At 63.4% G+C, this 19,967-nt stretch carries 23 protein-coding genes; 7 read left to right on the top strand and 16 right to left on the bottom strand.

The annotated features are described in order from the left end of the window. Window positions 1-111 precede the first annotated feature (111 nt). From FHY55_RS04095 to FHY55_RS04080, 4 genes are all read right to left on the bottom strand, one after another. The gene (locus tag FHY55_RS04095) at window positions 112-744 is read right to left on the bottom strand and encodes an alpha/beta family hydrolase (protein ID WP_140012978.1); all 633 of its coding nucleotides are present in this window, start codon (window positions 742-744) and stop codon (window positions 112-114) included. 15 nt (window positions 745-759) lie between these two features. Continuing rightward, window positions 760-1,695 (bottom strand): MYG1 family protein, encoded by a 936-nt coding sequence (locus FHY55_RS04090; RefSeq protein WP_140012977.1) that lies wholly within the window; start codon window positions 1,693-1,695, stop codon window positions 760-762. A 195-nt stretch (window positions 1,696-1,890) separates the two neighbouring features. After that, window positions 1,891-2,202: an ETC complex I subunit gene (locus tag FHY55_RS04085; protein ID WP_140012976.1), complete on the bottom strand. Its 312-nt coding sequence runs from the start codon at window positions 2,200-2,202 to the stop codon at window positions 1,891-1,893. Window positions 2,203-2,304: 102 nt separating this feature from the next. Next, window positions 2,305-2,673 carry a hypothetical protein gene (locus tag FHY55_RS04080; RefSeq protein ID WP_140012975.1) on the bottom strand — a complete coding sequence of 123 codons (369 nt, stop codon included), beginning with the start codon at window positions 2,671-2,673 and terminating at the stop codon, window positions 2,305-2,307. 95 nt (window positions 2,674-2,768) lie between these two features. Here FHY55_RS04080 and uvrB point away from each other — a divergent pair, with 95 nt between their 5' ends. Both uvrB and FHY55_RS04070 read left to right on the top strand, forming a co-directional pair. Beyond that, a complete protein-coding gene (gene uvrB, locus FHY55_RS04075) occupies window positions 2,769-4,976 on the top strand; it encodes an excinuclease ABC subunit UvrB (RefSeq protein ID WP_140012974.1) in 2,208 nt (735 codons plus the stop codon). An 88-nt stretch (window positions 4,977-5,064) separates the two neighbouring features. Further along, window positions 5,065-5,313, top strand: a complete 249-nt coding sequence (locus FHY55_RS04070; protein ID WP_140012973.1) for a hypothetical protein — start codon at window positions 5,065-5,067, stop codon at window positions 5,311-5,313. A 103-nt stretch (window positions 5,314-5,416) separates the two neighbouring features. Here FHY55_RS04070 and FHY55_RS04065 read toward each other — a convergent pair whose 3' ends face one another. From FHY55_RS04065 to FHY55_RS04045, 5 genes are all read right to left on the bottom strand, one after another. Beyond that, window positions 5,417-5,941 (bottom strand): transposase, encoded by a 525-nt coding sequence (locus FHY55_RS04065; RefSeq protein WP_140012972.1) that lies wholly within the window; start codon window positions 5,939-5,941, stop codon window positions 5,417-5,419. Between the two features lie 73 nt (window positions 5,942-6,014). After that, the gene (locus FHY55_RS04060; protein ID WP_140012971.1) at window positions 6,015-6,314 is read right to left on the bottom strand and encodes a zf-TFIIB domain-containing protein; all 300 of its coding nucleotides are present in this window, start codon (window positions 6,312-6,314) and stop codon (window positions 6,015-6,017) included. A gap of 84 nt (window positions 6,315-6,398) precedes the next feature. Next, entirely contained in the window at window positions 6,399-6,977 is a 579-nt protein-coding gene (locus FHY55_RS04055) for a rhodanese-like domain-containing protein (protein WP_140012970.1), read from the bottom strand. Beyond that, window positions 6,977-7,294: an antibiotic biosynthesis monooxygenase gene (locus FHY55_RS04050; RefSeq protein ID WP_140012969.1), complete on the bottom strand. Its 318-nt coding sequence runs from the start codon at window positions 7,292-7,294 to the stop codon at window positions 6,977-6,979. The genes FHY55_RS04055 and FHY55_RS04050 overlap by 1 nt, the downstream gene beginning before the upstream one ends. A 57-nt stretch (window positions 7,295-7,351) precedes the next feature. Further along, complete coding sequence (locus FHY55_RS04045) at window positions 7,352-7,759, bottom strand: universal stress protein (protein WP_140012968.1); 408 nt, start codon at window positions 7,757-7,759, stop codon at window positions 7,352-7,354. A 73-nt stretch (window positions 7,760-7,832) separates the two neighbouring features. Here FHY55_RS04045 and FHY55_RS04040 point away from each other — a divergent pair, with 73 nt between their 5' ends. After that, on the top strand, window positions 7,833-8,330 hold the full coding sequence (locus tag FHY55_RS04040) for a HugZ family protein (protein WP_140012967.1): 498 nt from the start codon (window positions 7,833-7,835) through the stop codon (window positions 8,328-8,330). A gap of 24 nt (window positions 8,331-8,354) precedes the next feature. Here FHY55_RS04040 and FHY55_RS04035 read toward each other — a convergent pair whose 3' ends face one another. The 3 genes from FHY55_RS04035 to FHY55_RS04025 all read right to left on the bottom strand — a co-directional run bounded on the left by FHY55_RS04035 (window position 8,355) and on the right by FHY55_RS04025 (window position 12,870). Next, on the bottom strand, window positions 8,355-10,646 hold the full coding sequence (locus FHY55_RS04035) for a glycosyl hydrolase family 28-related protein (protein ID WP_140012966.1): 2,292 nt from the start codon (window positions 10,644-10,646) through the stop codon (window positions 8,355-8,357). A gap of 181 nt (window positions 10,647-10,827) precedes the next feature. Next, entirely contained in the window at window positions 10,828-11,241 is a 414-nt protein-coding gene (locus FHY55_RS04030; RefSeq protein WP_140012965.1) for a DUF4864 domain-containing protein, read from the bottom strand. Window positions 11,242-11,295: 54 nt separating this feature from the next. After that, a complete protein-coding gene (locus tag FHY55_RS04025; protein WP_140012964.1) occupies window positions 11,296-12,870 on the bottom strand; it encodes a lysine--tRNA ligase in 1,575 nt (524 codons plus the stop codon). Window positions 12,871-13,016: 146 nt separating this feature from the next. On the opposite strand from FHY55_RS04025, the gene FHY55_RS04020 reads away from it, so the two are divergent. Beyond that, window positions 13,017-13,418, top strand: a complete 402-nt coding sequence (locus tag FHY55_RS04020) for a tellurite resistance TerB family protein (RefSeq protein ID WP_140015988.1) — start codon at window positions 13,017-13,019, stop codon at window positions 13,416-13,418. 55 nt (window positions 13,419-13,473) lie between these two features. Here the strand turns inward: FHY55_RS04020 and FHY55_RS04015 are convergent, their stop codons facing one another. The 3 genes from FHY55_RS04015 to FHY55_RS04005 all read right to left on the bottom strand — a co-directional run bounded on the left by FHY55_RS04015 (window position 13,474) and on the right by FHY55_RS04005 (window position 17,017). Further along, window positions 13,474-14,760 (bottom strand): PAS domain-containing protein, encoded by a 1,287-nt coding sequence (locus tag FHY55_RS04015; RefSeq protein ID WP_140012963.1) that lies wholly within the window; start codon window positions 14,758-14,760, stop codon window positions 13,474-13,476. 93 nt (window positions 14,761-14,853) lie between these two features. After that, window positions 14,854-16,353, bottom strand: coding sequence for a D-alanyl-D-alanine carboxypeptidase/D-alanyl-D-alanine-endopeptidase (dacB, locus tag FHY55_RS04010; protein ID WP_140012962.1), 1,500 nt, complete (start codon window positions 16,351-16,353; stop codon window positions 14,854-14,856). A 58-nt stretch (window positions 16,354-16,411) separates the two neighbouring features. Beyond that, on the bottom strand, window positions 16,412-17,017 hold the full coding sequence (locus tag FHY55_RS04005) for a nicotinate-nucleotide adenylyltransferase (protein ID WP_140012961.1): 606 nt from the start codon (window positions 17,015-17,017) through the stop codon (window positions 16,412-16,414). A gap of 94 nt (window positions 17,018-17,111) precedes the next feature. Here FHY55_RS04005 and FHY55_RS04000 point away from each other — a divergent pair, with 94 nt between their 5' ends. The 3 genes from FHY55_RS04000 (at window position 17,112) to FHY55_RS03990 (ending at window position 19,488) form a co-directional block, all read left to right on the top strand. Beyond that, the gene (locus FHY55_RS04000; protein ID WP_140012960.1) at window positions 17,112-17,990 is read left to right on the top strand and encodes a helix-turn-helix domain-containing GNAT family N-acetyltransferase; all 879 of its coding nucleotides are present in this window, start codon (window positions 17,112-17,114) and stop codon (window positions 17,988-17,990) included. Continuing rightward, window positions 17,987-18,601 carry a GNAT family N-acetyltransferase gene (locus FHY55_RS03995; RefSeq protein WP_140012959.1) on the top strand — a complete coding sequence of 205 codons (615 nt, stop codon included), beginning with the start codon at window positions 17,987-17,989 and terminating at the stop codon, window positions 18,599-18,601. Before FHY55_RS04000 ends, FHY55_RS03995 begins: the two co-directional genes overlap by 4 nt. Window positions 18,602-18,687: 86 nt before the next feature. Then, a complete protein-coding gene (locus FHY55_RS03990) occupies window positions 18,688-19,488 on the top strand; it encodes a hypothetical protein (RefSeq protein ID WP_140012958.1) in 801 nt (266 codons plus the stop codon). 57 nt (window positions 19,489-19,545) lie between these two features. Here FHY55_RS03990 and FHY55_RS03985 read toward each other — a convergent pair whose 3' ends face one another. Further along, window positions 19,546-19,743: a hypothetical protein gene (locus FHY55_RS03985; protein WP_140012957.1), complete on the bottom strand. Its 198-nt coding sequence runs from the start codon at window positions 19,741-19,743 to the stop codon at window positions 19,546-19,548. Window positions 19,744-19,967 lie beyond the last annotated feature (224 nt).

The following is a 19,967-nucleotide window of genomic DNA, read 5'->3' as shown; positions in this document are numbered from 1 at the left end:
CTCGCGCCGCTTTCGGATGCCAGGATTCTGCGCTCGCGAACGGGTGTTTTTCCACAGTATCGGCCGAAACCTGCCACCTGGATTTCTCCAGCCGCATACTGACGAAGCCAATCAGCAGCAGGAATTTACCCAAACCTTGGTTTGCTCAGCGGTCTCAAGGAGGTGGTCCTCAAGCGTCTTGCCAGTCACGCGTTTACGGGGCTTCAGGTCGTGATCGCCATCTTCCAGCCAGTGCAGCGTCACGGCATTGGACAGGTCGTAATCCTGCACCTCTTCCCGCGTGCCGAAAGGATCGCGTGTGCCTTGGCAGATGAGGGTTGGACAGGTGATGTCGGCAAGGTTTTCACCACGCCGATTGCCGGGCTTCTTCGGCGGGTGGAAAGGGAAGCCTAGGCACAGCAGACCTTTGATCCGCCCCGCGTCATAAAGCTCCTGAGCGATCAGGCTGGCCACGCGGCCGCCCATGCTTTTCCCGCCAATGATCAACGGACCATCGCAGGCAAGCGCATCAATGGCGGCAAGGAATTCTGGCGCGTAGGTGTCGGCCTTTGCTGGTGGCCGCTTAGAGCCGCCAGAGCGACGGGCGGACATGTAGCTGAACTCGAAGCGGGCGAGGCGGAAGCCTTGGGCCGCCAACCCTTCGGCAACCCTATTCATCCAAGGGGTGTCCATCGCTGCGCCAGCGCCATGGGCCAGCAGGATCGTGGTGCGCCCCGTTTCGTCTCCGTTCAGCAGGAAATCCATCGTGCCTCCGTGAGATCAGGCTGTGGGGCCTGTGCGCTCAGCCTCTTCGACGGCCAGTGTGGCCATCTTCAGGGCTGCCTCACGGCTGCTGGCAACCGCGATGAACCGTCCGTTGTGACAGAACTTTGCGCCTTTGACGCCGCTGGCGTCTTCCAGTGCCTCGTCTGTCAGGCCAGCCCATGCGGCGGGCAGATCGGCGCGTTGTTCAAAGCTGTCACCGCTGACGCGAATACCGCCGATGGACCAATCAGTGTCACGGGGGGTCAACACAAACAGCAGATGGTCCGCGCCACTTGACTCAATGGCCGAACGGAAGGGCATGCCCATGGGCAATTCCAGAATGCGCGAGGTGCCAGCATCGTGGATCGCCTTGCTGACGATGGCCTCGGCACGACGCTTGGCGGCTTTCTTAACAATCGACGCCTCGACAAACGCCCGCGCGATCGGCAGCGCCTCCGCGAAGGCTTTATCGTCCGCGTCAGAGCTGCGGTTGTCGAAGACGGGCTTCAGGCTTTCCAACAGGACCGAGAGGGTCAAAGGCGTCAGCGGGCCTGCGACCGAAGGGTTCATCGCGCCATTGTCCATCAGATCGATGGGCAGGACAAAGCTCTGCTCAAAGCTGGCGTGGATGTCTTCCAGATCGGCCTCGGGGATCGCCAAAGCGCGCAGGTAATCAAGGCCGTAATGTTTCCAGATCAGACCGAAGGAACTGTAGGGTTGTTCGTCCTCACGCAGAGGATTGGGGCGCTGGTGGTGGTCAAAGATGCCCGCCTCGGCGTTATAGTCGCGCCCCACATCATAGATGATCTTGCCCTCACCCGGGGTGATCCATGCGGCGTCACGGGTACGCACCACATCGGCCTGCGGATACAGGCGGGTCAGGATGACCGAGGATAGAAGTTCATCCGCGTGAAAACCGCCATTGTGAGTGACGAGATGGGTAATGATCATGATGGGCACTCTGGCAGGTCTGGATATAAAACGGGCGACCGGTTGGGTCGCCCTGAGGAAGTCGTTTTCGGGGGGGGCGGCGGCGATGTGAAGCGCGCCAAAATGTTGTGCGCCGCGCTCAAAAATATCTAAATCTGGGGCTTCGCGGAATCTTCAACCCGATTCCGAGACAACTTTGCCCCGATTTACAAAACCTCAGTGCGACCAAGGCTCGCGGCGGGAGGTAGAGAAGTTTTCGCCGTAGCCGCCGGGGCGGATGTTGGGCTTGCGCTTTTGCGGCTCTGTCACCACCGCGTCGATGCCATGCTCCTTGGCATAGTCCAGTGCCTCCTCCTTGGAGGAAAACCGCAGCCGCACCTGTGCTTGGGTGTCGCCCGAGCCCGTCCAGCCCATGAGGGGATCAAGCTCGCGGCTTTCGGAGGGGCCATAATCGAGCACCCAGCCCTTGGTTTTGGCGGTGCCGGATTGCATGGCGTTGCGGGCGGGCTGGTAGATGCGGGCGCGCATGTGGCAGGTCTCCTGGCTGATGCGGTTGATATATGTGGCAAAAGGGGGGCTCGGCGCAAGGGCGATGCGTTGAAAATCCTGCCTTCTGCCCCCTGCCCCGGCTCAGGCCCGCCGCAGCGCTGACAGGGCTATGCCAGCCAGCAGCAGCTCTGCCGCCACGCCCAGCAGCAGCCGCAGACCTGCCGCCCCGCGCAGCACCTCCACCACGCCGAGCGCCGCCATCGCCAGCATGATACCGATCACGCAGAGCGGCAGCACCCGTTGCTCTGCCCGCCCCTGTGCCCCGGCAGAGAGCGCGGCAAACCCCGCGACCCCGAGGTAGACGACCCCGGCCCGGTGCGCCATCACCGCCGCCCCCGGCTCCGCAGGCAGGTCGAAGACCAGGACGAACAGGCCCGGCGTGACCAGCAGGCACAGCCCCATTCCGGCAAAACAGGCCGAGATGAGCAAAGCGAAGGGGCGATAAGGCATGGCGGTTCCTGACGGCTCCTGACAGTTCGTTGTCAGCATGGGTCTTTACACCGGGCGGTGATGGCACAACTTAGACCTGATGAAGGAGCCTGCCCATGCCCTATGCCCATAACGATGGCTCACAGAGCCTTCCGCCGATTTTGCACTCGCCTGCCCCCGATGTGAAAACCCGGGAGAAGCTGGAGGGTGGCAAGAAGTTCGTCATGCACACCGAGTTTTCGGCGGCGGGCGACCAGCCGACAGCGATTGTGGAACTGAGCGAGGGCGTGAAGAACGGCGAGCGCGATCAGGTGTTGCTGGGCGCGACGGGCACCGGCAAGACCTTCACCATGGCCAAGGTGATCGAGGAAACCCAGCGCCCGGCGATCATCCTTGCGCCGAACAAGACGCTGGCGGCCCAGCTTTATGGCGAGTTCAAAGGGTTCTTCCCCGACAACGCGGTGGAGTATTTCGTTTCGTTCTACGACTACTACCAGCCCGAGGCCTATGTGCCGCGCTCGGACACCTACATAGAGAAGGAAAGCCAGATCAACGACCAGATCGACCGGATGCGCCACTCGGCCACCCGGGCGCTGCTGGAGCGCGACGATGTGATTATCGTTGCCTCGGTGTCCTGCATCTACGGCATCGGTAGCGTCGAGACCTACGGAGCGATGACGCAGGATTTGCATGTGGGCAAGGACTACGACCAGCGGAAGGTGATCGCAGACCTGATCGCGCAGCAATACAAGCGCAACGATCAGGCGTTTCAGCGCGGCACCTTCCGGGTGCGGGGCGATGCGCTGGAGGTTTGGCCGGCCCACCTTGAAGATCGTGCGTGGCGGCTGAGCTTCTTTGGCGAAGAGCTGGAGAGCCTGACGGAGTTTGACCCGTTGACCGGCGAAAAGGCCGGGACGATGGAGAAGGTGCGGATTTACGCCAATTCGCACTACGTGACGCCGAAGCCGACGATGCAGCAGGCGATCACCTCCATCAAGAAAGAGCTGCGGGTGCGGCTCGACCAGCTGGTGGGTGAGGGCAAGCTGTTGGAGGCGCAGCGGCTGGAACAGCGCACCAATTTCGACATCGAGATGCTGGAGGCCACCGGGGTTTGCAACGGAATCGAGAATTACTCGCGCTACCTGACGGGCCGCGCGCCGGGTGAGCCGCCGCCCACGCTGTTTGAGTTCATCCCCGACCATGCCATTGTTTTCGCGGATGAAAGCCATGTGTCGGTGCCCCAGATCGGCGGCATGTACAAGGGCGACTACCGGCGCAAGTTCACGCTGGCGGAGCATGGCTTCCGCCTGCCAAGTTGCATGGACAACCGGCCCCTGAAGTTTGAGGAATGGGACGCGATGCGGCCCCAGTCGGTGTTCGTGTCGGCCACCCCGGCGGCATGGGAGCTGGAGCAGAGCGGCGGGGTGTTTACCGAGCAGGTGATCCGCCCCACCGGCCTGCTCGACCCGGTGATCGAAATCCGCCCGGTGGACACGCAGGTGGATGACGTGATGGACGAGATCCGGCAGGTCTCGGCCAAGGGCTACCGCACGCTGGTGACGACGCTGACCAAGCGCATGGCCGAAGACCTCACCGAATACCTGCACGAGCAGGGCATCAAGGTGCGCTACATGCACTCGGATATCGACACCATCGAGCGCATCGAGATTTTGCGGGATCTGCGGCTTGGGGCGTTTGACGTGCTGATCGGCATCAACCTGCTGCGCGAGGGGCTGGATATTCCGGAATGCGGGTTGGTGGCGATTCTGGACGCCGACAAGGAGGGCTTTTTGCGCTCGGAAACCTCGCTGATTCAGACAGTGGGCCGCGCCGCGCGAAATGCGGATGGCCGGGTGATCATGTATGCCGACCGGATCACCGGCAGCATGGAGCGCGCGATGCGCGAGACCGATCGGCGGCGGGCCAAGCAGATCGCCTATAACGAGGAACACGGGATCACCCCGGAGACGGTGAAGAAGAACGTCGAGGACGTGCTGGCCGGGCTCTACAAGGGCGACGTGGACATGAACCGGGTCACGGCGAAGGTGGATGCCGTTGGGACCGGGGCGAACCTGCAGGCGCACCTCGACGGGTTGCGCGACAAGATGCGCAAGGCGGCGGAGAACCTGGAGTTCGAGGAGGCCGCGCGGCTGCGCGACGAGGTGAAACGGCTGGAGGCGGTGGACCTGGTGGTGTCGGCGGACCCGCTGGCGCGGCAGTCGGCGGTGGATGCGGCTGTTGAGGCCGGGCAGAAGGCTTCGGGGCGGAGCACGGCCGGGAGGCCGGGGCAGCGTGGGGGGAATGTTAAGAGGCGGGGAAGGTAGCGCCTCAGGGTGTCTAGTTCTGGTGCATTGCGAGAAAGCCGACCTTGCTCCGAGACTGCCTGTGTCTATTTCAAGAAAGGAGACACAGATGAATCTCACCGAACGCAAGGCGCTGGTCCTGAGCGCTACGATTGAAGTTGCCGAGTCTCGAGAGAAATACCGAGTTGAATCCATCATTGTGGAGATGGTTGATCCTGACGGGTCAGCTTGGTTCCACACTAGGCACTCCCACACCACAAGAAACTCGGGAGGTCATCCGTATTACGCAGGTTCCGGCCATACCCGCGCCCAAACGCTTCAAGATGCCAAGACCCACGCGATCAATTGGTGGAGCTGACTTGAACGAGCGTCGCACGGATTGGCTGAGTGGTGGTCGTAGGGTGGGCAATTTGCCCACCTTCCGGGGTGCCGCAAGACGGGTGGTGGGCAGATTGCCCACCCTACTCGCCGTAGTCTCCGAGTTCGACGCGTCCGGACCATTCGGGATCGACGCGGCCAAGGCGGATATCCCGATGGATTGAGGACAGTTTCCAATCCGTAGCCCGCTCCACCAAGCCGTGTTTCACTGGATTGCCCCAGCAGTAGGCGAGGTGCCGGCTGTAGTCCTCTTCGTTGCGGATCGTGTGTTCCCAAAAGCGGCGCTGCCAGATTCCCGCCTCGCGCTTGATTTCCTTGCTAAGCGATCGCGCCCTTTTCTGACCGATCCAATGCGTGAAACGGCCCTTGATCCGACGCCAGCGCTCCGAATAGTCGCTGTCTCCTTCCGGTAAGGTCCAGACGGCGTGGATATGGTCGGGCAGGATGACGATGGCATCGCTCCGGAAAGGTGCATCCGCGTGGGTTGCGGCATAGGCACGGCGGAGAATGTCGACATGCTCCGTCAACAACCGGGAACCCGGTGCCGCGATCTTGACGGTAAAGAAGTAGGTTCCCGCGCGCTGGCGGATGCGGCGATAGTTCGACATGGGCCGATATTGCCGCGACTTGGTTAACGGATCCTGAAGGGGCTTTGGAAGGTGGGCAGATTGCCCACCCTACCTAGAAGTCGAATATTTCATCTAGCACGCGCCGCACTCCGCCCTTGCGCTTCTTGCCGTAATACTTCTCCCCGCTCTTGTAGCTCTTCCCGTAGCGCCGGTAGCCGTCGTCGCCTGAGCGCACCGCGCCCTCGTCATAGCGGGTGGGGCGATTGGGGCCTAACGGTTGGCTCGCCCGCTCAATGATCTTGTCCAGCTCTCCCCGGTCCAGCCAGATGCCGCGGCATTGGGGGCAGAAGTCGATCTCTATTCCGGTGCGGTCGGCCATGGAGAGGGGGATGTTGCAGTGGGGGCAGTTCATGGGCTGTCCTTTCGCGAATTGCGTTTGGGGACAGGTAGGGGCCGGGGCTGCCGGTTTTAAGAGGCTGCGGCAGAGCGCCCCGCCCTAGGTGCCGGGCACCACAGTCAGGCCGAGCATCCGCCACATCTGCATGCCGCCACGGTAGTAGTGGATCAGCTCTGCCGGGTAGCCCGCCTCGATCATCCGGCGCGCTGCCTTGGGGCTTTGGCCGCACCAGGGGCCGTTGCAGAAGAGGGCGACCTTCGGGTGGGTGCCTTCGCAGATCCAGCCCTCGAAATCGGGCTCGCAGCCCAGTTCGCCCAGCCGGTCGGCGGCCTCGGTGTAGGGCACGGAGACGGCGCCGGGGATGGTGCCGGCCTCGAACTCGGGGCGGATGCGGCCGTCGATCACCACGGCCTCCGGGTCTTGCAGAAACGCCAGAAGCTCCAGCTCGCCGATGGGGGTGACGCCGGGGGCGGGCACCATGGGCTGGATGCAGAAGTTGGGGCACGGGCGGGCGATTTGCGCGAAGTCGCCTTCGATCACGGCGGCATTGTCCTGCTCGCGGGCGATCTCGACGGGGCCGGAGGGGGTTTGCACCGTCACCGACATCACGTCGGGCGTGATGCCGACCGGATCGGCCATGGCGGGGCTGGCGAGCAGCAGGAGCGCGAGCCAGCGCATCAGAAGACCGCCGCCACGTCCATCATCACCGGCTCGAAGCTTTTGACCTCGGCGTGGATGGCACGGTTGCGCTTGCGCATCTCCGGGGTGCGCAGCATGGCCTGAAAATCCTCGCGCTTCTCCCATTGGGAGTAGTTGGCGATCCGCGTCTGCGCGTCGTTCACGTGCAGTGCGGCGGCGATGAAGCCGGGCTGCTTCGAGATCACCTCGGCATAGGCGACCCTGAGGGCGTCGAGCACGTCTTCGCAGGTACCCGGCGTGACCTCGAAGGTGGTCAGCACCGTCTGGCGGGTGGTGTCGGTGGTGATGGTTGGCATGGGGTCTCCTCCCTTGCCTTCAGCGTAACCGATCGGAGTGGCAGGACAAGTCCTGCCCTACCGGATCACATGCACGCAGCACTTGGCATGGCGCACCACCCGGGCCGCTGTGGAACCGAGGAAGTAATCCTGCAGGCCGGGGCGGTGAGAGGCGATGACGATGAGATCGGCGCCCATGCGCCCGGCCTCTTCAAGGATCGTGCGGCCGGAGTGGCCTGTCACCACATGGGGGGTTACGTCCTTGTGGTCTCCGAGCTTGGCGGCGAGGGCGTGCATCACGCTCTTGCGGGCCTCGACGATCAGGGACTCGTCGAGATAGGTGGAAGCGTAGCTCGGCACCTCCTCGATCACGTGGAGCGCGGTGATGGTGCCACCGGGGGCCAGAAGGGCCTTGGCGATGTCGAGCGCGGCGCTGCTGTCGCGGCCCTCTTCAAAGGCGATCGGGACGAGAATTGTGGAATACATGAGTTTGGCCCTCCTTACCTGGCTGTCGGATTCAGGATAGGCTGGGCGGAGTGCAGCCGCCTTGACCTGAATCATGACCGATCCCATCCGCCCGACCGACGATGAAGCCCGCGCCATGGCCCGCGCGCTGCTGGACGATGCCCGCTTTGGCGCGCTCGGGGTGCTGGACGGCGGGGTGCCGATGGTCAGCCGGATTGCGGTGGGCACCGATGCGGGCGGCGGGCCGGTGACACTTGTTTCATCGCTCTCGGCGCATACCGGCGCGCTGCGGGCCGAGCCGGTGTGTTCGCTGATGGTGGGTGAGCCGGGGCCGAAGGGTGACCCGCTGACGCATCCTCGGCTTTCGCTGCACTGCGCGGCGCGGTTCGTGGAGCGGCAGAGCGAAGCCCATGCCGCCCTGCGAGCGCGGTGGTTGGAGAGCCATCCGAAGGCGAAACTCTACATTGATTTCGGGGATTTCGGCTTTGTCGCGATGGAGGTGCAGGGCGCGTTTTTGAACGGCGGGTTCGGCAAGGCCTTTCGGCTGACGCCCCAGGATCTGGGCTTGGCCGATCGGCCCCGCACCGAGTGATGCGGAGCCGCGCGCCAAGACACGTCAGTTGGGGTTGTCGACCCGCCCGATGACCTGAACGCGGCCGGTGCAGGCGCTCTCCCACTCCAAGTCCACCTCCTGCTGGGTCGCCCCGCGCTCGACCCGCACGTAGGGCATGGACCAGAGCTTGCCGCCCACGGGCTTGTCGATAGAGTTCTCGGCCACCACGCTCTCGACGTTGCGGATGCGTCCGCCAAAGGGCATGTAATCGCCAAAGTTCAACGTCCAGGTGCTTGCGGCTGTGTTCTGATCGAACTGGAGCATTACCGGGCTGACGGTCATCTGGTTGATTCCATTGAATGTGTTGGAATGAAACTGGATGTTGCGGAACCGGCCATAGTCGAACCCGGCGTAGCTTTCATCCACCTGTTCCACCCGGTCGATGGAGCCGTTCACCGTTTTGAAGGTGTTGCCCGTCACCGTGAGCCCGTGGATGAAGTGCCCGCCCCCGAAGGGCTTGACGACGAAGAAGGTGAACCACGGCGCGGCGTTGGTGCAGAAGAAGACGTTGTTTTGCACCGTGAGCGCGCCGAAGGAATAGCCCGAGTTGTAATCGGGCGTGGCATCATGCTCGTTGGTCCACTCGATGAAGTTGTTGTCGACGTAGTTGGAGTTGATCGTCGATGAGACATTGACCGTGGTAAAGACGACCCCTGCCGAGCGCAGGCCCTGATTGACGCCGTCGCCCTGAAACCAGTGGTTGCCTTGGATGATGTAGTTGCTGCCGCCCAACACGAGGAAGTGCAGGAAGCGCACGGCACGGCAATCGCGGACCTTGGCATCGTTGGAATTGATGTTGACGGCGATGGTGGTGCGGTCCTGCACATCTTCGCTCTGCTCGGAGCTGAGAAACTGGCAGCGGTCCAGCTGCATGCCTTGGCACGCGCCGCCGATGGAGGTGATGCCACGATCTTTCGGGGCGGTGATGAAGCAATCGCGGATGTGAAAGTTCAGCCCGTCCTGCGGCAGCATGATGGCCGAGGCCTTGGATGAGCACTGAAACTCGATGTCGGCAAAAACGAATTTGTCCATGTTCACCATGCCGGAAAAGTCGAGCATGTATTTGAACCGGGTGAAGGTGAAGTTCTGGGTGCCCGCCGCGCCGTAGAGCGACTTGTTGAGCGTCACCGTTTGAGCACCGACGTTCTTGGACTTCACGTAAACCTCGCGGCCCACGCCCGCGCCGGTCACAAGGCTGCCCAGCTCGATGTTGGCCACGTTGGTGACGCCGGTGAGGGTTTTGCTATCGGACGTGGTGTAGGTGGCTTGGGAGGTGACAACCGTATCATCCCAGGCTGTGGAGGTTGATGCCTGAAACTGGCCATTGCGGATAACCCGGCGGATCAGGAAGGCATCTTGATTGTCGACGGCGGCGCGAATGTCGATTGGCTCGGTAAGGTCGACCTTGCGACCGCCCATGTCGAGGCTGTCGTGGTCGTTGAAGTTGAACAGCGACTGGATCGCCTTCTCGAAGGCCAGCCGCTCATCGCCGAAGGCGTCGATATAGGTGGGTAGGTCGAAGTTTTTCTTCAGCGACAGGCGCTTGTCGTCGGGCATCACGAGGGTGCCGACAAAGCGAACGGGGTTATCCATGGTGATAGTGCTGCCGATGTAATAGGTGCCCTCCGGCACAAGCACGGCCCGACCGTTTGCAGCATTATCGGCGGCGTTGAAGGCGGCGGTATCGTTGGCCACCCCGTCGCCCACGGCGCCAAAATCTCGGACGTCGACCCAATCCATCATGTCGCGCAGGAAGGCGGAGGTAATGTCTTCGACCACAAGATCATCAATGCGCACGGTGCCGCCGTTGGGGCCGGTGAGATCGAGGCCGATGTGGGCGTAGAGCACATCGGTTGTCCATGGCATGTGCACACCGGTGCGATTGGCGGTGCCGATGATGGCGGAGACTTCTACCACCTCGCCGTAGGAAGTGAGGCTGACGGAGGGGCCGGTTTCATCGAGGCCGGTCACGTGAGCGCTGCCCGCCCCACCGGCCCATGCCGCAATGCGCACCGCGGGCAGGTTGCCTGCCACCGCCTTCACCCGCGCCGTCACCCGGAGGTAACAGCCCGGCAGGATCGGGGTTTCACCCATGTAGCGCAGCTTTTGGGTGCTGGTGGTTTTGGTCAGCTCAAGGCAGCCGGCGAAATCGGAATCCGACGGCACCTGCGCGGCACTCGGGTCTCCATCATAGGTGGCGCTGCCGGGCGTGCCGTTTTCCTTGGACCACACATCCAGCCCGCCCGAAAACGGCGGCGGCATGAAGACGATCCCGTCGGTGATAGCCTTGTTCATCGCAAAACCCCTTTGTCTGCTCTGGGCCGCTTCAGACATGCGGCCACCACCCGGCGCCCGCGGCATGGGGCGGGGCAGGTCTCGATTGTCGTCGTGAGTGCGGAATGGTCCGGCGCGATGCCGGTGCGCAGTTGGGTTTAAGGGGTAAGGTTAAAGGGTTGGTAACCTTGGCGTGCGCACCTTAGGCGGCAACATCCGGCGCGGGGATAAAGCTTACGCCATCAATCAGCCAGCCGCCGTGCCCGTCTGGGATCATCTCGTATTCCAGCGCGTGATAGCGGCCTTCGGCATCGCGGATCGTGACCGTTTGATAGATGCTGCTGCCCTCGGCGCGCCGGGTGCCGAAGGTTACGGCATCGGGGCGGTGGACCATGGGATAGCCCTCGCGGACCATCGCGCCGAAGTTCTCGGGTGTTTGGAAGTAGCCTTTGATCATCGGGGAGGCGAAGGTGAAGGCGCGGGCGTAGTCGTCGGCCTCGAAGGCCTCAAGCTGCTGCCCGATCACATCAGGGATGGCGCTTGGCTCCTGCGCCTGCGCGGCGGGCGCGGCGGGCGCGGCGAACAGAAGGGTGAGAATGACGACCAGAATACGCATGAGGCTACCTCCCTTGACCTCAAGGAAGATAGCTCTGCGCAGTTGTTCGGCAAATCAGGCCAGCTCGCCCGCCAGTGCCTTGTCGATCAGTGCCACGGTTTCATCCACGCCGTAGAGCGCGATGAAGCCACCAAAGCGCGGGCCTTGGTCGGCCCCCAGCAGCACCTGATAGAGCGCCTTGAACCAGTCGCGCATCGGGTCGAACCGCTCGCGGCCAACGTCGTAGACGATACCTTGCAGGCCTTCTGCATCCTGCCCGCCGTCCCATGCCTTCAGCTTGTCGCGCAGCTCTTCGAGCGCCTCGCGCTCATTGTCGGTCGGGGCGCGGAATTGGCGGGTGGGGGCGACGAAATCTTCGAAATATTTCACCGCGAAGCCTGCTGCGGCGTCGAGATCGGGGTGGGTTTCTGGCTCGGCACCCGGGGCGTAGCGGCGGATGAAGCCCCAGAGGGTTTCCTTGTCTTGCGCGCCGGAGACCGAAGCGAGGTTGAGCAGCATGGAGAAGGGCACCACCATGTTCGACACCGGCGGCTTGCCCTCGTGGATGTGCCAGACCGGGTTGGCCAGCTGTGCCTTGGCCTCCTGATCGGGGAAGGCGCGGAGTTGCTGGTGGTATTCGTCCACCATCTTGGGGATCACATCCCAATGCAGGCGCTTTGCCGTTTTGGGCTTTTGATACATGAAGTAGCTGAGGCTCTCGGTCGCCGCATAGGTCAGCCATTCGTCGATGCTGATGCCATTGCCCGAGGACTTGGAGATTTTCTGGCCCTTGTCGTCGAGGAACAGCTCGTAGGTGAAATGCTCGGGCTTCTTGCCGCCGAGGATCTCGCAGATCCGGTCGTAGATCGGCGTGTTGGTGGAGTGGTCCTTGCCATACATCTCGAAGTCGACGTCGAGCGCGGCCCAGCGGGCGCCAAAATCGGGCTTCCATTGCAGCTTCACATTGCCGCCGGTCACCGGCAGCGTCCATTCGCGGCCCTCTTCGTCGTCGAAGGTGATCGTGTGCTCCTTAGCGTCGACGTGCTTCATCGGCACATAAAGCACCCGGCCCGTCTCGGGGTGGATCGGCAGGAAGATCGAATAGGTCTGCTGGCGCTCTTCGCGCAGGCTCTTCAGCATGACCTTCATCACATCGTCATAGCGCTCGACGGCGCGGCGCAGCACCTCGTCAAAGCGGCCATCTTTGTAAAATTCGGTGGCGGAGATGAACTCGTAATCAAAGCCGAAGGTATCGAGGAAGCGGCGGAGCATGGCGTTGTTGTGGTGGCCAAAGCTCTCGTGGGTTTCGAAGGGGTCGAAGACCGAGGTGAGCGGGCGCTGCATGTCTTCGGCCATGCGCTCCTGATTGGGCACGTTGCCCGGCACCTTGCGCATACCGTCCATGTCATCGGAGAAGCAGATGAGCTTGGTCGGCATGTCCGAGATCACCTCGAAGGCGCGGCGGATCATGGTGGTGCGCAGGACTTCGCCGAAGGTGCCGATATGCGGCAGGCCGGAGGGGCCATAGCCGGTTTCGAACAGCACGTGGTCTTTCTTCGGCGGGGTCTTCTCGATGCGTTTGAGCACGGCCCGCGCTTCTTCGAAGGGCCAGGCTTTACTTTCCATCGCGATTTGCCGCAGTTCGGACATCTGTTCGTGCTTTCCTTTCCGGGGGCACCCCATGTGCCGCCCGCCGGTGCTTGCTATTGCGGCACCGCGGCAAGGTCAATAAAACAGGCGCATTGCAATGCCCGCACAGCAGAAAGAGGCCCCACGTGAGCGAAGATACCTCCTCGATGACGTCGCAGGACTGCCTTGTGGCGGTGATGATCGCGGTTTCGGCTTCCGATGAGGCCATCCGAACCACCGAGCTGCTCACCATCGAGCGCATCGTGAACCACCTGCCCGTTTTCGCCGACTACGACCTCGACCGGGTGCGCGGCGTTTCGGCCACGGTGTTTGACCTGTTCGAGAACGAGGACGGGCTGGATGCGCTGTTTGGCCTGATCCGCGACGGGCTGCCGGCGCGGCTCTATGAAACAGCCTATGCGCTGGCCTGTGATGTTGCAGCCTCGGACGGCAAGTTGCAGGAGGCCGAGTTGGCCTTCCTTCAGGAGATGCGCTACGAGCTCAACATTGACAGGCTGCATGGCGCCGCGATCGAGCGCGGCGCGAGGGCGCGGCACCTGACCATGTAATCAGCGGCTTTGGGTGGCCGGCCCCAAGCGGCGGACTGGGCAAGGGTTAATGCCTTCAGGCCGCCTCTGTGGGGGCACTGGCGGGCTGCGGGGCACCAGCAACGCCCCCCACTTCCAGCGAGCGGGCGGCTTTGAGGACAGCGCTGGTGATGGCACCGATCTTGTCGAGCCGGTCTTCAAGCTCGGATTGAAATCTGTCGAGCTGGTCGATGATCGCCATCAGGCTCTCGTTATGGTCGGGCAACCGGGCGCTTTCGATCTTGCACATCATCCGGGTCGTAGAGAGGCCCGCGATCAGGCGCTTCATGTCGCCAACCGCGCGCCCGAAGGTTGTTGCCTCGCGCTCTACGGTGTTCAGGTATTCATCAGAAAGCTTGCGGTATTTCTGCGAAACCTCATGCAGCCGGTCCTTTTCCGCGAGCCGGTCGCCACCCTCCAGCATGTCGTCGGCCTCGGAATCAAACTGCACCTGCGCCTCTTCCATCACACGCGCCGTGGCGCTCAGCATCCGGCTGCGGCTAACGGCGTGGCGCAGGGAGGAAAAGGCACTGTCTTTGCCGAGAATGAACTTGTCGACCCAGTCGGATATCTCCTTGGACATCGACCCATAGTTGGAGGAAATCGCCGCAATCGGCCCGCCGGAAGCCTCAAGGCGGGAGGCGAGGATGCGCATGTTGTGCGGCACTGCCTCAATCGCGCTGAAGGTCTCGCACAGTGCATCGGTGTGGGCTCTTGCCTCGCGCACAGCGGTGGCGACATCGGCGAAACTCCGCGCCCGCTCACTGGCCTTGCGGCCCAGCTTGACGTCACGCGCGGCAAGCTCTTGGGCGAGGCTTGAGGCCATGAAATGCTCAAAATTGGTATAGCCGAGTTCGTTCAAGCGTTTGACGATCAGGTCCGCGCTTTCAGCCGGGGTGAGGCCTTGCTCCTGCTCCAGCTTGAGAATGCGGGCATATTCCTGCGCGCAGTGATCGAAGAGTTCGCTCGACGGCTTGATGCGCACGGAAATGTAGCCGCCGCCGGGCATGGGTGAAACCACGGCGTAGACCCAGTAGTAGAGCCCGTCGGCTGCGCGATTTTTGACGTAGCCAGAAACCAAACGCTCGGCCTTCAGCCGCTCCCAGAACAGGTGGAAAAAGCCCTTGGGCATATCCGGGTGGCGGATGACCTTGTGCGGGGCGCCGATCAGCTTGGACCAGGGATGTGCCGACACCCGTTGAAAGATCTGGTTGCCAGCCTGGATGACCCCCCGTTCATCGGTGCGCGAAAAGAAAATTTCGTCAAACCCGAAGGGGGCCTCTCCCGTGGTCGGGCGTTGCGCTTGGCTTTGGGGTTCGGTCATTGGGCCTCCGCCGATACGACAGGAGCGCAGAGACTCGCCCCGTTGCCACAGCCTTACGCGAAGAGCCTTTTCGTTTGATTAACGACAGTCAGATCAGCCGGTATAAAGCGCCGCCCAGCGCTCGATCAGCCGTAGCTGCAGGTTCTTTGCCCGCTTGTTCCACGCTGCGCCGCCCTCTGGCCGTTCCCGCTCGGCCTTGCTCAGGCGGCGGCGGCGTGGCTCATCGGCCATGAACATCGAAAAGGCGAGGTCTGTGCCATCGGGTGCACGCACGTAACCCGCCAGCGCGGACACGAAGTTGAGCGTTCCGGTTTTGGCGACGATCTGGAGCGGGTGGCCATCAAGCACCTTGCCAGCCGAGTTGCGCATCGGGATGGGCTTGAGCAACGAGCGCAGGCCCAGTTTGGGAGCCAGCGTTGTGAGCGCCTCAACCATCTCTCGGCACGAGATCTCCGACGCGTCGCCAAGCCCGGAGTGGTCGACAAACCGCGCCTTGTTTGTTCCGACCCGGGCAGAGAGCCAGCGGCTCATGTCGCCCGCAGAATCGCGCAGGCTGCGGGGCACCCTGCCGCCGCGCGCAGAGGCCGTCATGCCGACGACCTCGGCGGTGAGGTTGGTGGACCATTTCAGCATGTCGCGCATCACGGTCGACAGTTCGTCTGACAAGACCCGCGCCAGCACCTTGCCATCGGGTCGGCGTGCGACCGGATCACCCAGTTCAACCCGCACGCCCTGCGCCGCGGCCAGCGCCTGAAACACCTCGCCGGCATAGGCCCCGGGGTTGCGCACCGGCAACCAGCGCGAGCCGCCCTTGCCCAGCGCCTTGCTCGCCACCGTCCAGCGATCCACCCCGCCGCGCTGCTCATATGTGTAGACGGGCATACTGCGGTTTGCGACGTCCATGCGCGCCGTTCGGACGGTGGGGCGATACTTGTCGGAGCGTGCGTCCATCGCCACCGAATAGCCGCTGCCGGCACGCTTCCACTCAAAATGCACCCGGTTGTAGTTGAGGTTCAGCCCGGAAATGCCGGGGGAGTAGCCCACATGGTCGGGCTGTTCGGGATCAATGGTGCGCAGATGCGGCAGGGCGCCCTCGTAGATACGCAGGCGGCCAGTGGCACCGCTCACCCCGGCCTGACGCATCCGCGCGGCGAGTTCGGCCAGCTTGTTGGTATCCAGCGTCGGATCGCCGGTGCCGGACAGCACGATATCGCCCTGCACCACCCCGCCCGACACGGGGCCGGTGGCGATGACATCTGTGGAAAACCGAAAGCCCGGGCCCAACCGCTCCATCGCATAAAGCGCGGTGATAGCCTTGGCGGTGGATGCGGGCGGCAGGGGCAGGAGCGGGTTGTGCGCTTCAAGCACCTGCCCCGAGCGGGCGTCGGCCACCACGAAGCCCATCTTGCCATCGAGCTTTGCCGCGTTGATCAGCGCCTCGGCGGCGGTGGAGTGGCGTGCCTGCCCGTTGCTGCCGGTCGGCTTGGCGACAGGCCGCAGAGAGCGCTCAGGCGCCTCCGCCAAAGAACAGGAGGCGGCTGAGGTCAGCAGGCCGGCCAGAACGAAGCGGCGGGAGAGGGTGGGGGCATCCATGACGGCGAAGAAAGCAAAACCGGCGGCGGGGCTCAAGCCTCTGTGCGCTTGTGCGTGATCACTTCTTTGCAGCCGCCCGCTTTGCCCGGATCGCGGTGGAGGATTGGTGGCTCATCGGGATGTTGATGAAGCACCACGCGGGCGGCGTGGCGCGGGGCAGCGTATGGGAGGCAGCGGCGGGCAGGCGGCTGCGGGCGAAGCGTTCTGCGGCTTTCGACATCCGCGCAGAGAGACGCTGGCCGGGCCGGGCGATGACGCCCACAGGCACGGTGGCCATGATATCTTGCCAGCGGTCCCAGAGGTGAAACTGGGCAAGGTTGTCGGCCCCCATGAGCCAGGTGAAGTGGACGCGTGGGTAAAGCCGTTGCACGCCGGCGAGGGTTTCTGCCGTGTAGCGCGTGCCAAGCCGGGCCTCGATACCGGTGACGACTACGCGCGGGTCGGCCAAGAGCGCGCGGGCCTCGGCGATCCGCTCCCCCATAGGCGCAGGGCCTCGGGACTTGAGGGGGTTGCCGGGGCTCACCAGCCACCACACGGCATCCAGCCCGAAACGTTTGAGCGCCTCGCGGGTAACATGCACATGGCCCTCGTGGGCCGGGTCAAAGCTGCCGCCCAAAAGCCCCACCGTCTGACCGGGTGCCGCATATGGAATATCCCATCTCATCAGGGTTTGTTGCGCGGGGCCGAGGCCCCAAGTCAATGTGTTTCAGGCATTTTTCGGATTGACCGCCAATTTTACCTGACTAAAGTCAGCCACCATGCTGAATGACATTGCCCGCATCCGCCGCTTCAATCGTGCCGTTACCACCGAGGTGGGGGCGCTGGATGACAGCTTTTTGGGCCGTGGCCGCCCGCTTGGCGCGGCGCGGGTGCTCAACGCCATCGGGCAAGCGGGCGATGCGGGCCGCGAGCTGGGCGAGGTGCGCGAATTTTTGGGGCTCGACAGCGGGCTGCTCTCGCGGTTGCTGCGCGGGCTTGAGGGCGACGGGCTGGTGACGGTTGGCCCGCATCCGCAGGACGGGCGCAAGCGGCTGGCCCGGCTTACGGCGGCGGGCCGTGAGGAGTTTGCCGCCTACGAAACCCTCTCTGACCAACGGGCCGAACGCCTGCTTGCCCACCACCCGCGCCCGGCTGCCCTGCTGGACGCAATGGACCTTGTGGCCTCGGCCCTTGGCCAGCACCGCATTGCGCTGACCGAGGATGATCCAGCCTCGCCAGACAGCCGATACTGCCTTGGCGAATACTATGCAGAACTGGCCCGCCGCTTCGAAACGGGCTTTGACGTGAACCTCTCGCGCGACCCTGACGCCGCCTCAATGCGCCCGCCGGTGGGCAGCTTTTTCGTGGCCCGGTCTGACGGGCTGCCGATTGGCTGCGTGGGCCTGAAAGGCGGGCAGGCGTTTGGAGAGGTCAAACGCCTCTGGGTGTCGCCCGCCGCCCGTGGGCTGAAGCTGGCCACCCGGCTGATGGAGGCGCTGGAAGCCCGCGCCCGGACCCTCGGCATGACGGTGCTGCGGCTGGATACAAACTCTGCCCTGCCCGAAGCGGTTGCCATGTATCGCAAGGCCGGCTGGACCGAGATCGACCGTTTCAATGACGACCCCTACCCCGACCACTTCTTCGAGAAGGCGCTTTGAGCAGCATCACCATACGTGACGCCCGAGCGGCTGACGTGGAGGCCATCGCCACCAACCACCGTGCCACCCATGCAGAGCATCGCGCCCGGATCGACGGCTACGATGACGCGCCATGGGACGAGCAGATCACCGGCCACCTCACTGACCCGAGCCAGAACCCGCATGGTTTTACCGTGCTCGTGGCCGAATTGGGCGGGCATTTTGCCGGGCACATCGCGTTGCACCCGTTTGAGCACAACAAGGCGGGGCCGGTCTCTCATATCTCCGATATTTCCGTGAGGGCGGGGGATCGGGGGTATGGCGTGGGTCGATCTCTGGTTGCGGCGGCGGAAGGCAGGGTGGCCCAGCAAGGCGGCCATGGCGTTGTGGCGCTGATCTGGCCGGGCAACACCATCTCCCGCGCATTCTTTACCACGATGGGCTACGCCACCCAGCTGGATAAGAAAGAGCGGCATGTCGTTGCCTACAAGGATCTGCGGGATATGCCCGCGCCATCAAACATCGATAGGTTCGCCCTGATCGGTGCCATGTGCTTTCTGGCCTTCATCGTCGCCGCCTTGAGCTTCGGCTGGTTCTCCGGGGGCGATTTACCCTCATATTTCCCGCGCTAATCACGCTGCCGTAACGGCAGGGAAGCCGCGACTCGTGCTACCATGCCGTGCATTGACCCCTCGCCATTTGACCCCGGGAGCACGCCATGAACCCGATTGATGCCTTCTCACAGACCCTCAAGATCAACCCGGCCGCCGCCAAGCTCATCTCCGCCGGGCTCGGCGTTCTGGCCGCGGCCGCCATCCTCATCAGTTGGGGCAGCAACCTCGAAGACCTGCGCCTCGGCGCAATCTACGTGTTGATTTTTGCCTCGGTGGTCACGCTGCTGGCCTTCATCGCCCGCAACAACCGGATGACCACGGTGCTCTCGTGGATCCTCGTTGCCGCCTTCGGCATGTTCGTGCTCGGGCTGGTCGGCTCGGTCTTTCGGATCCCGCCCTCGCTGCCGCCAACGCCCTGCTACCTGCGCATCCTCTTTGAGCTTCCTGACACCTGCATCCAGAACCTGCGCAACACCGAGAACGACGTGCGGATCGGCAGCGCCGCGCCGGTGCTTGCGCCACTAGATGGGCCTGAGCGGCTCTGGCGGGCGCAGGAGGGCGCCACGCCTGAGCCGACCGATCATACCGGGCAGGTGACGATGCAATACACCCAGCAGATTGGGCAAGTTGAGGCTGTGAGGCTTGCGGAAGCCCTCGCTGGCCTGGACTGGGACGTTGAGGATTGGAAGGCGGGCGGCGCGCAGGTGCAGGACGGGCCAGAAACCAATGAGGTGCGCTATTTCAAGGTCGAAGACCGGCAGGCCGCCATCGACCTTGCACAAACGATCCACGGGCTGCACCCGGATACGCCGATCTATGTGCGCGACTTCACGCGGCTTGGCGCGTTTTCCAAGCAAGGCCGGTTGGAGCTTTGGCTTTCTCAGCCACTTGGGCGCGCGGCCTGAGTGGTGTGGCCCCGCTCCGCTTGGGGGCGGAACGGGGGCCGGGTTGCCGGGTGCGCCTTACAGGAAGGTCACCCTGTCGGGCGCCGGGTAAGGGGGCGCTTCGGGTGGCAGCAGCCCAAGGTCACGCCGCAGATACTCGGGCACCTCCGCCGCATCTGCCGATGGCAGGTTTGGCTTGCCGCGCCATAGCGTGAAACTGAGCCTGCTCCAGGCCTGCACTGGCCCGGTGAGAAACGTTCCGAAACTGAGGGTCATGTTGTGCTCTCCTTTGGTCAGGAAAGCCGCGCACCGAGACAGACAGAGACATGAGCAGGAAGAAAGACATGAAAAAGGCCGCGTCGGAGAGCGGCCTTCGGGTCATGCGATGATGTGCAAACCGAGCCGCTACTGGGGGGATACCCCGGCGAGAAAGGCGGTTCGGAAAGTCATCATGGTTTGCTCCTTGGTCCGAAATTGCTTCGGTGCGGCTTCTTTAGCGG

It is taken from the genome of Oceanicola sp. D3 (assembly GCF_006351965.1).
GTDB lineage: Bacteria > Pseudomonadota > Alphaproteobacteria > Rhodobacterales > Rhodobacteraceae > Vannielia.
This window is presented reverse-complemented; position numbering and strand designations above follow the sequence as displayed.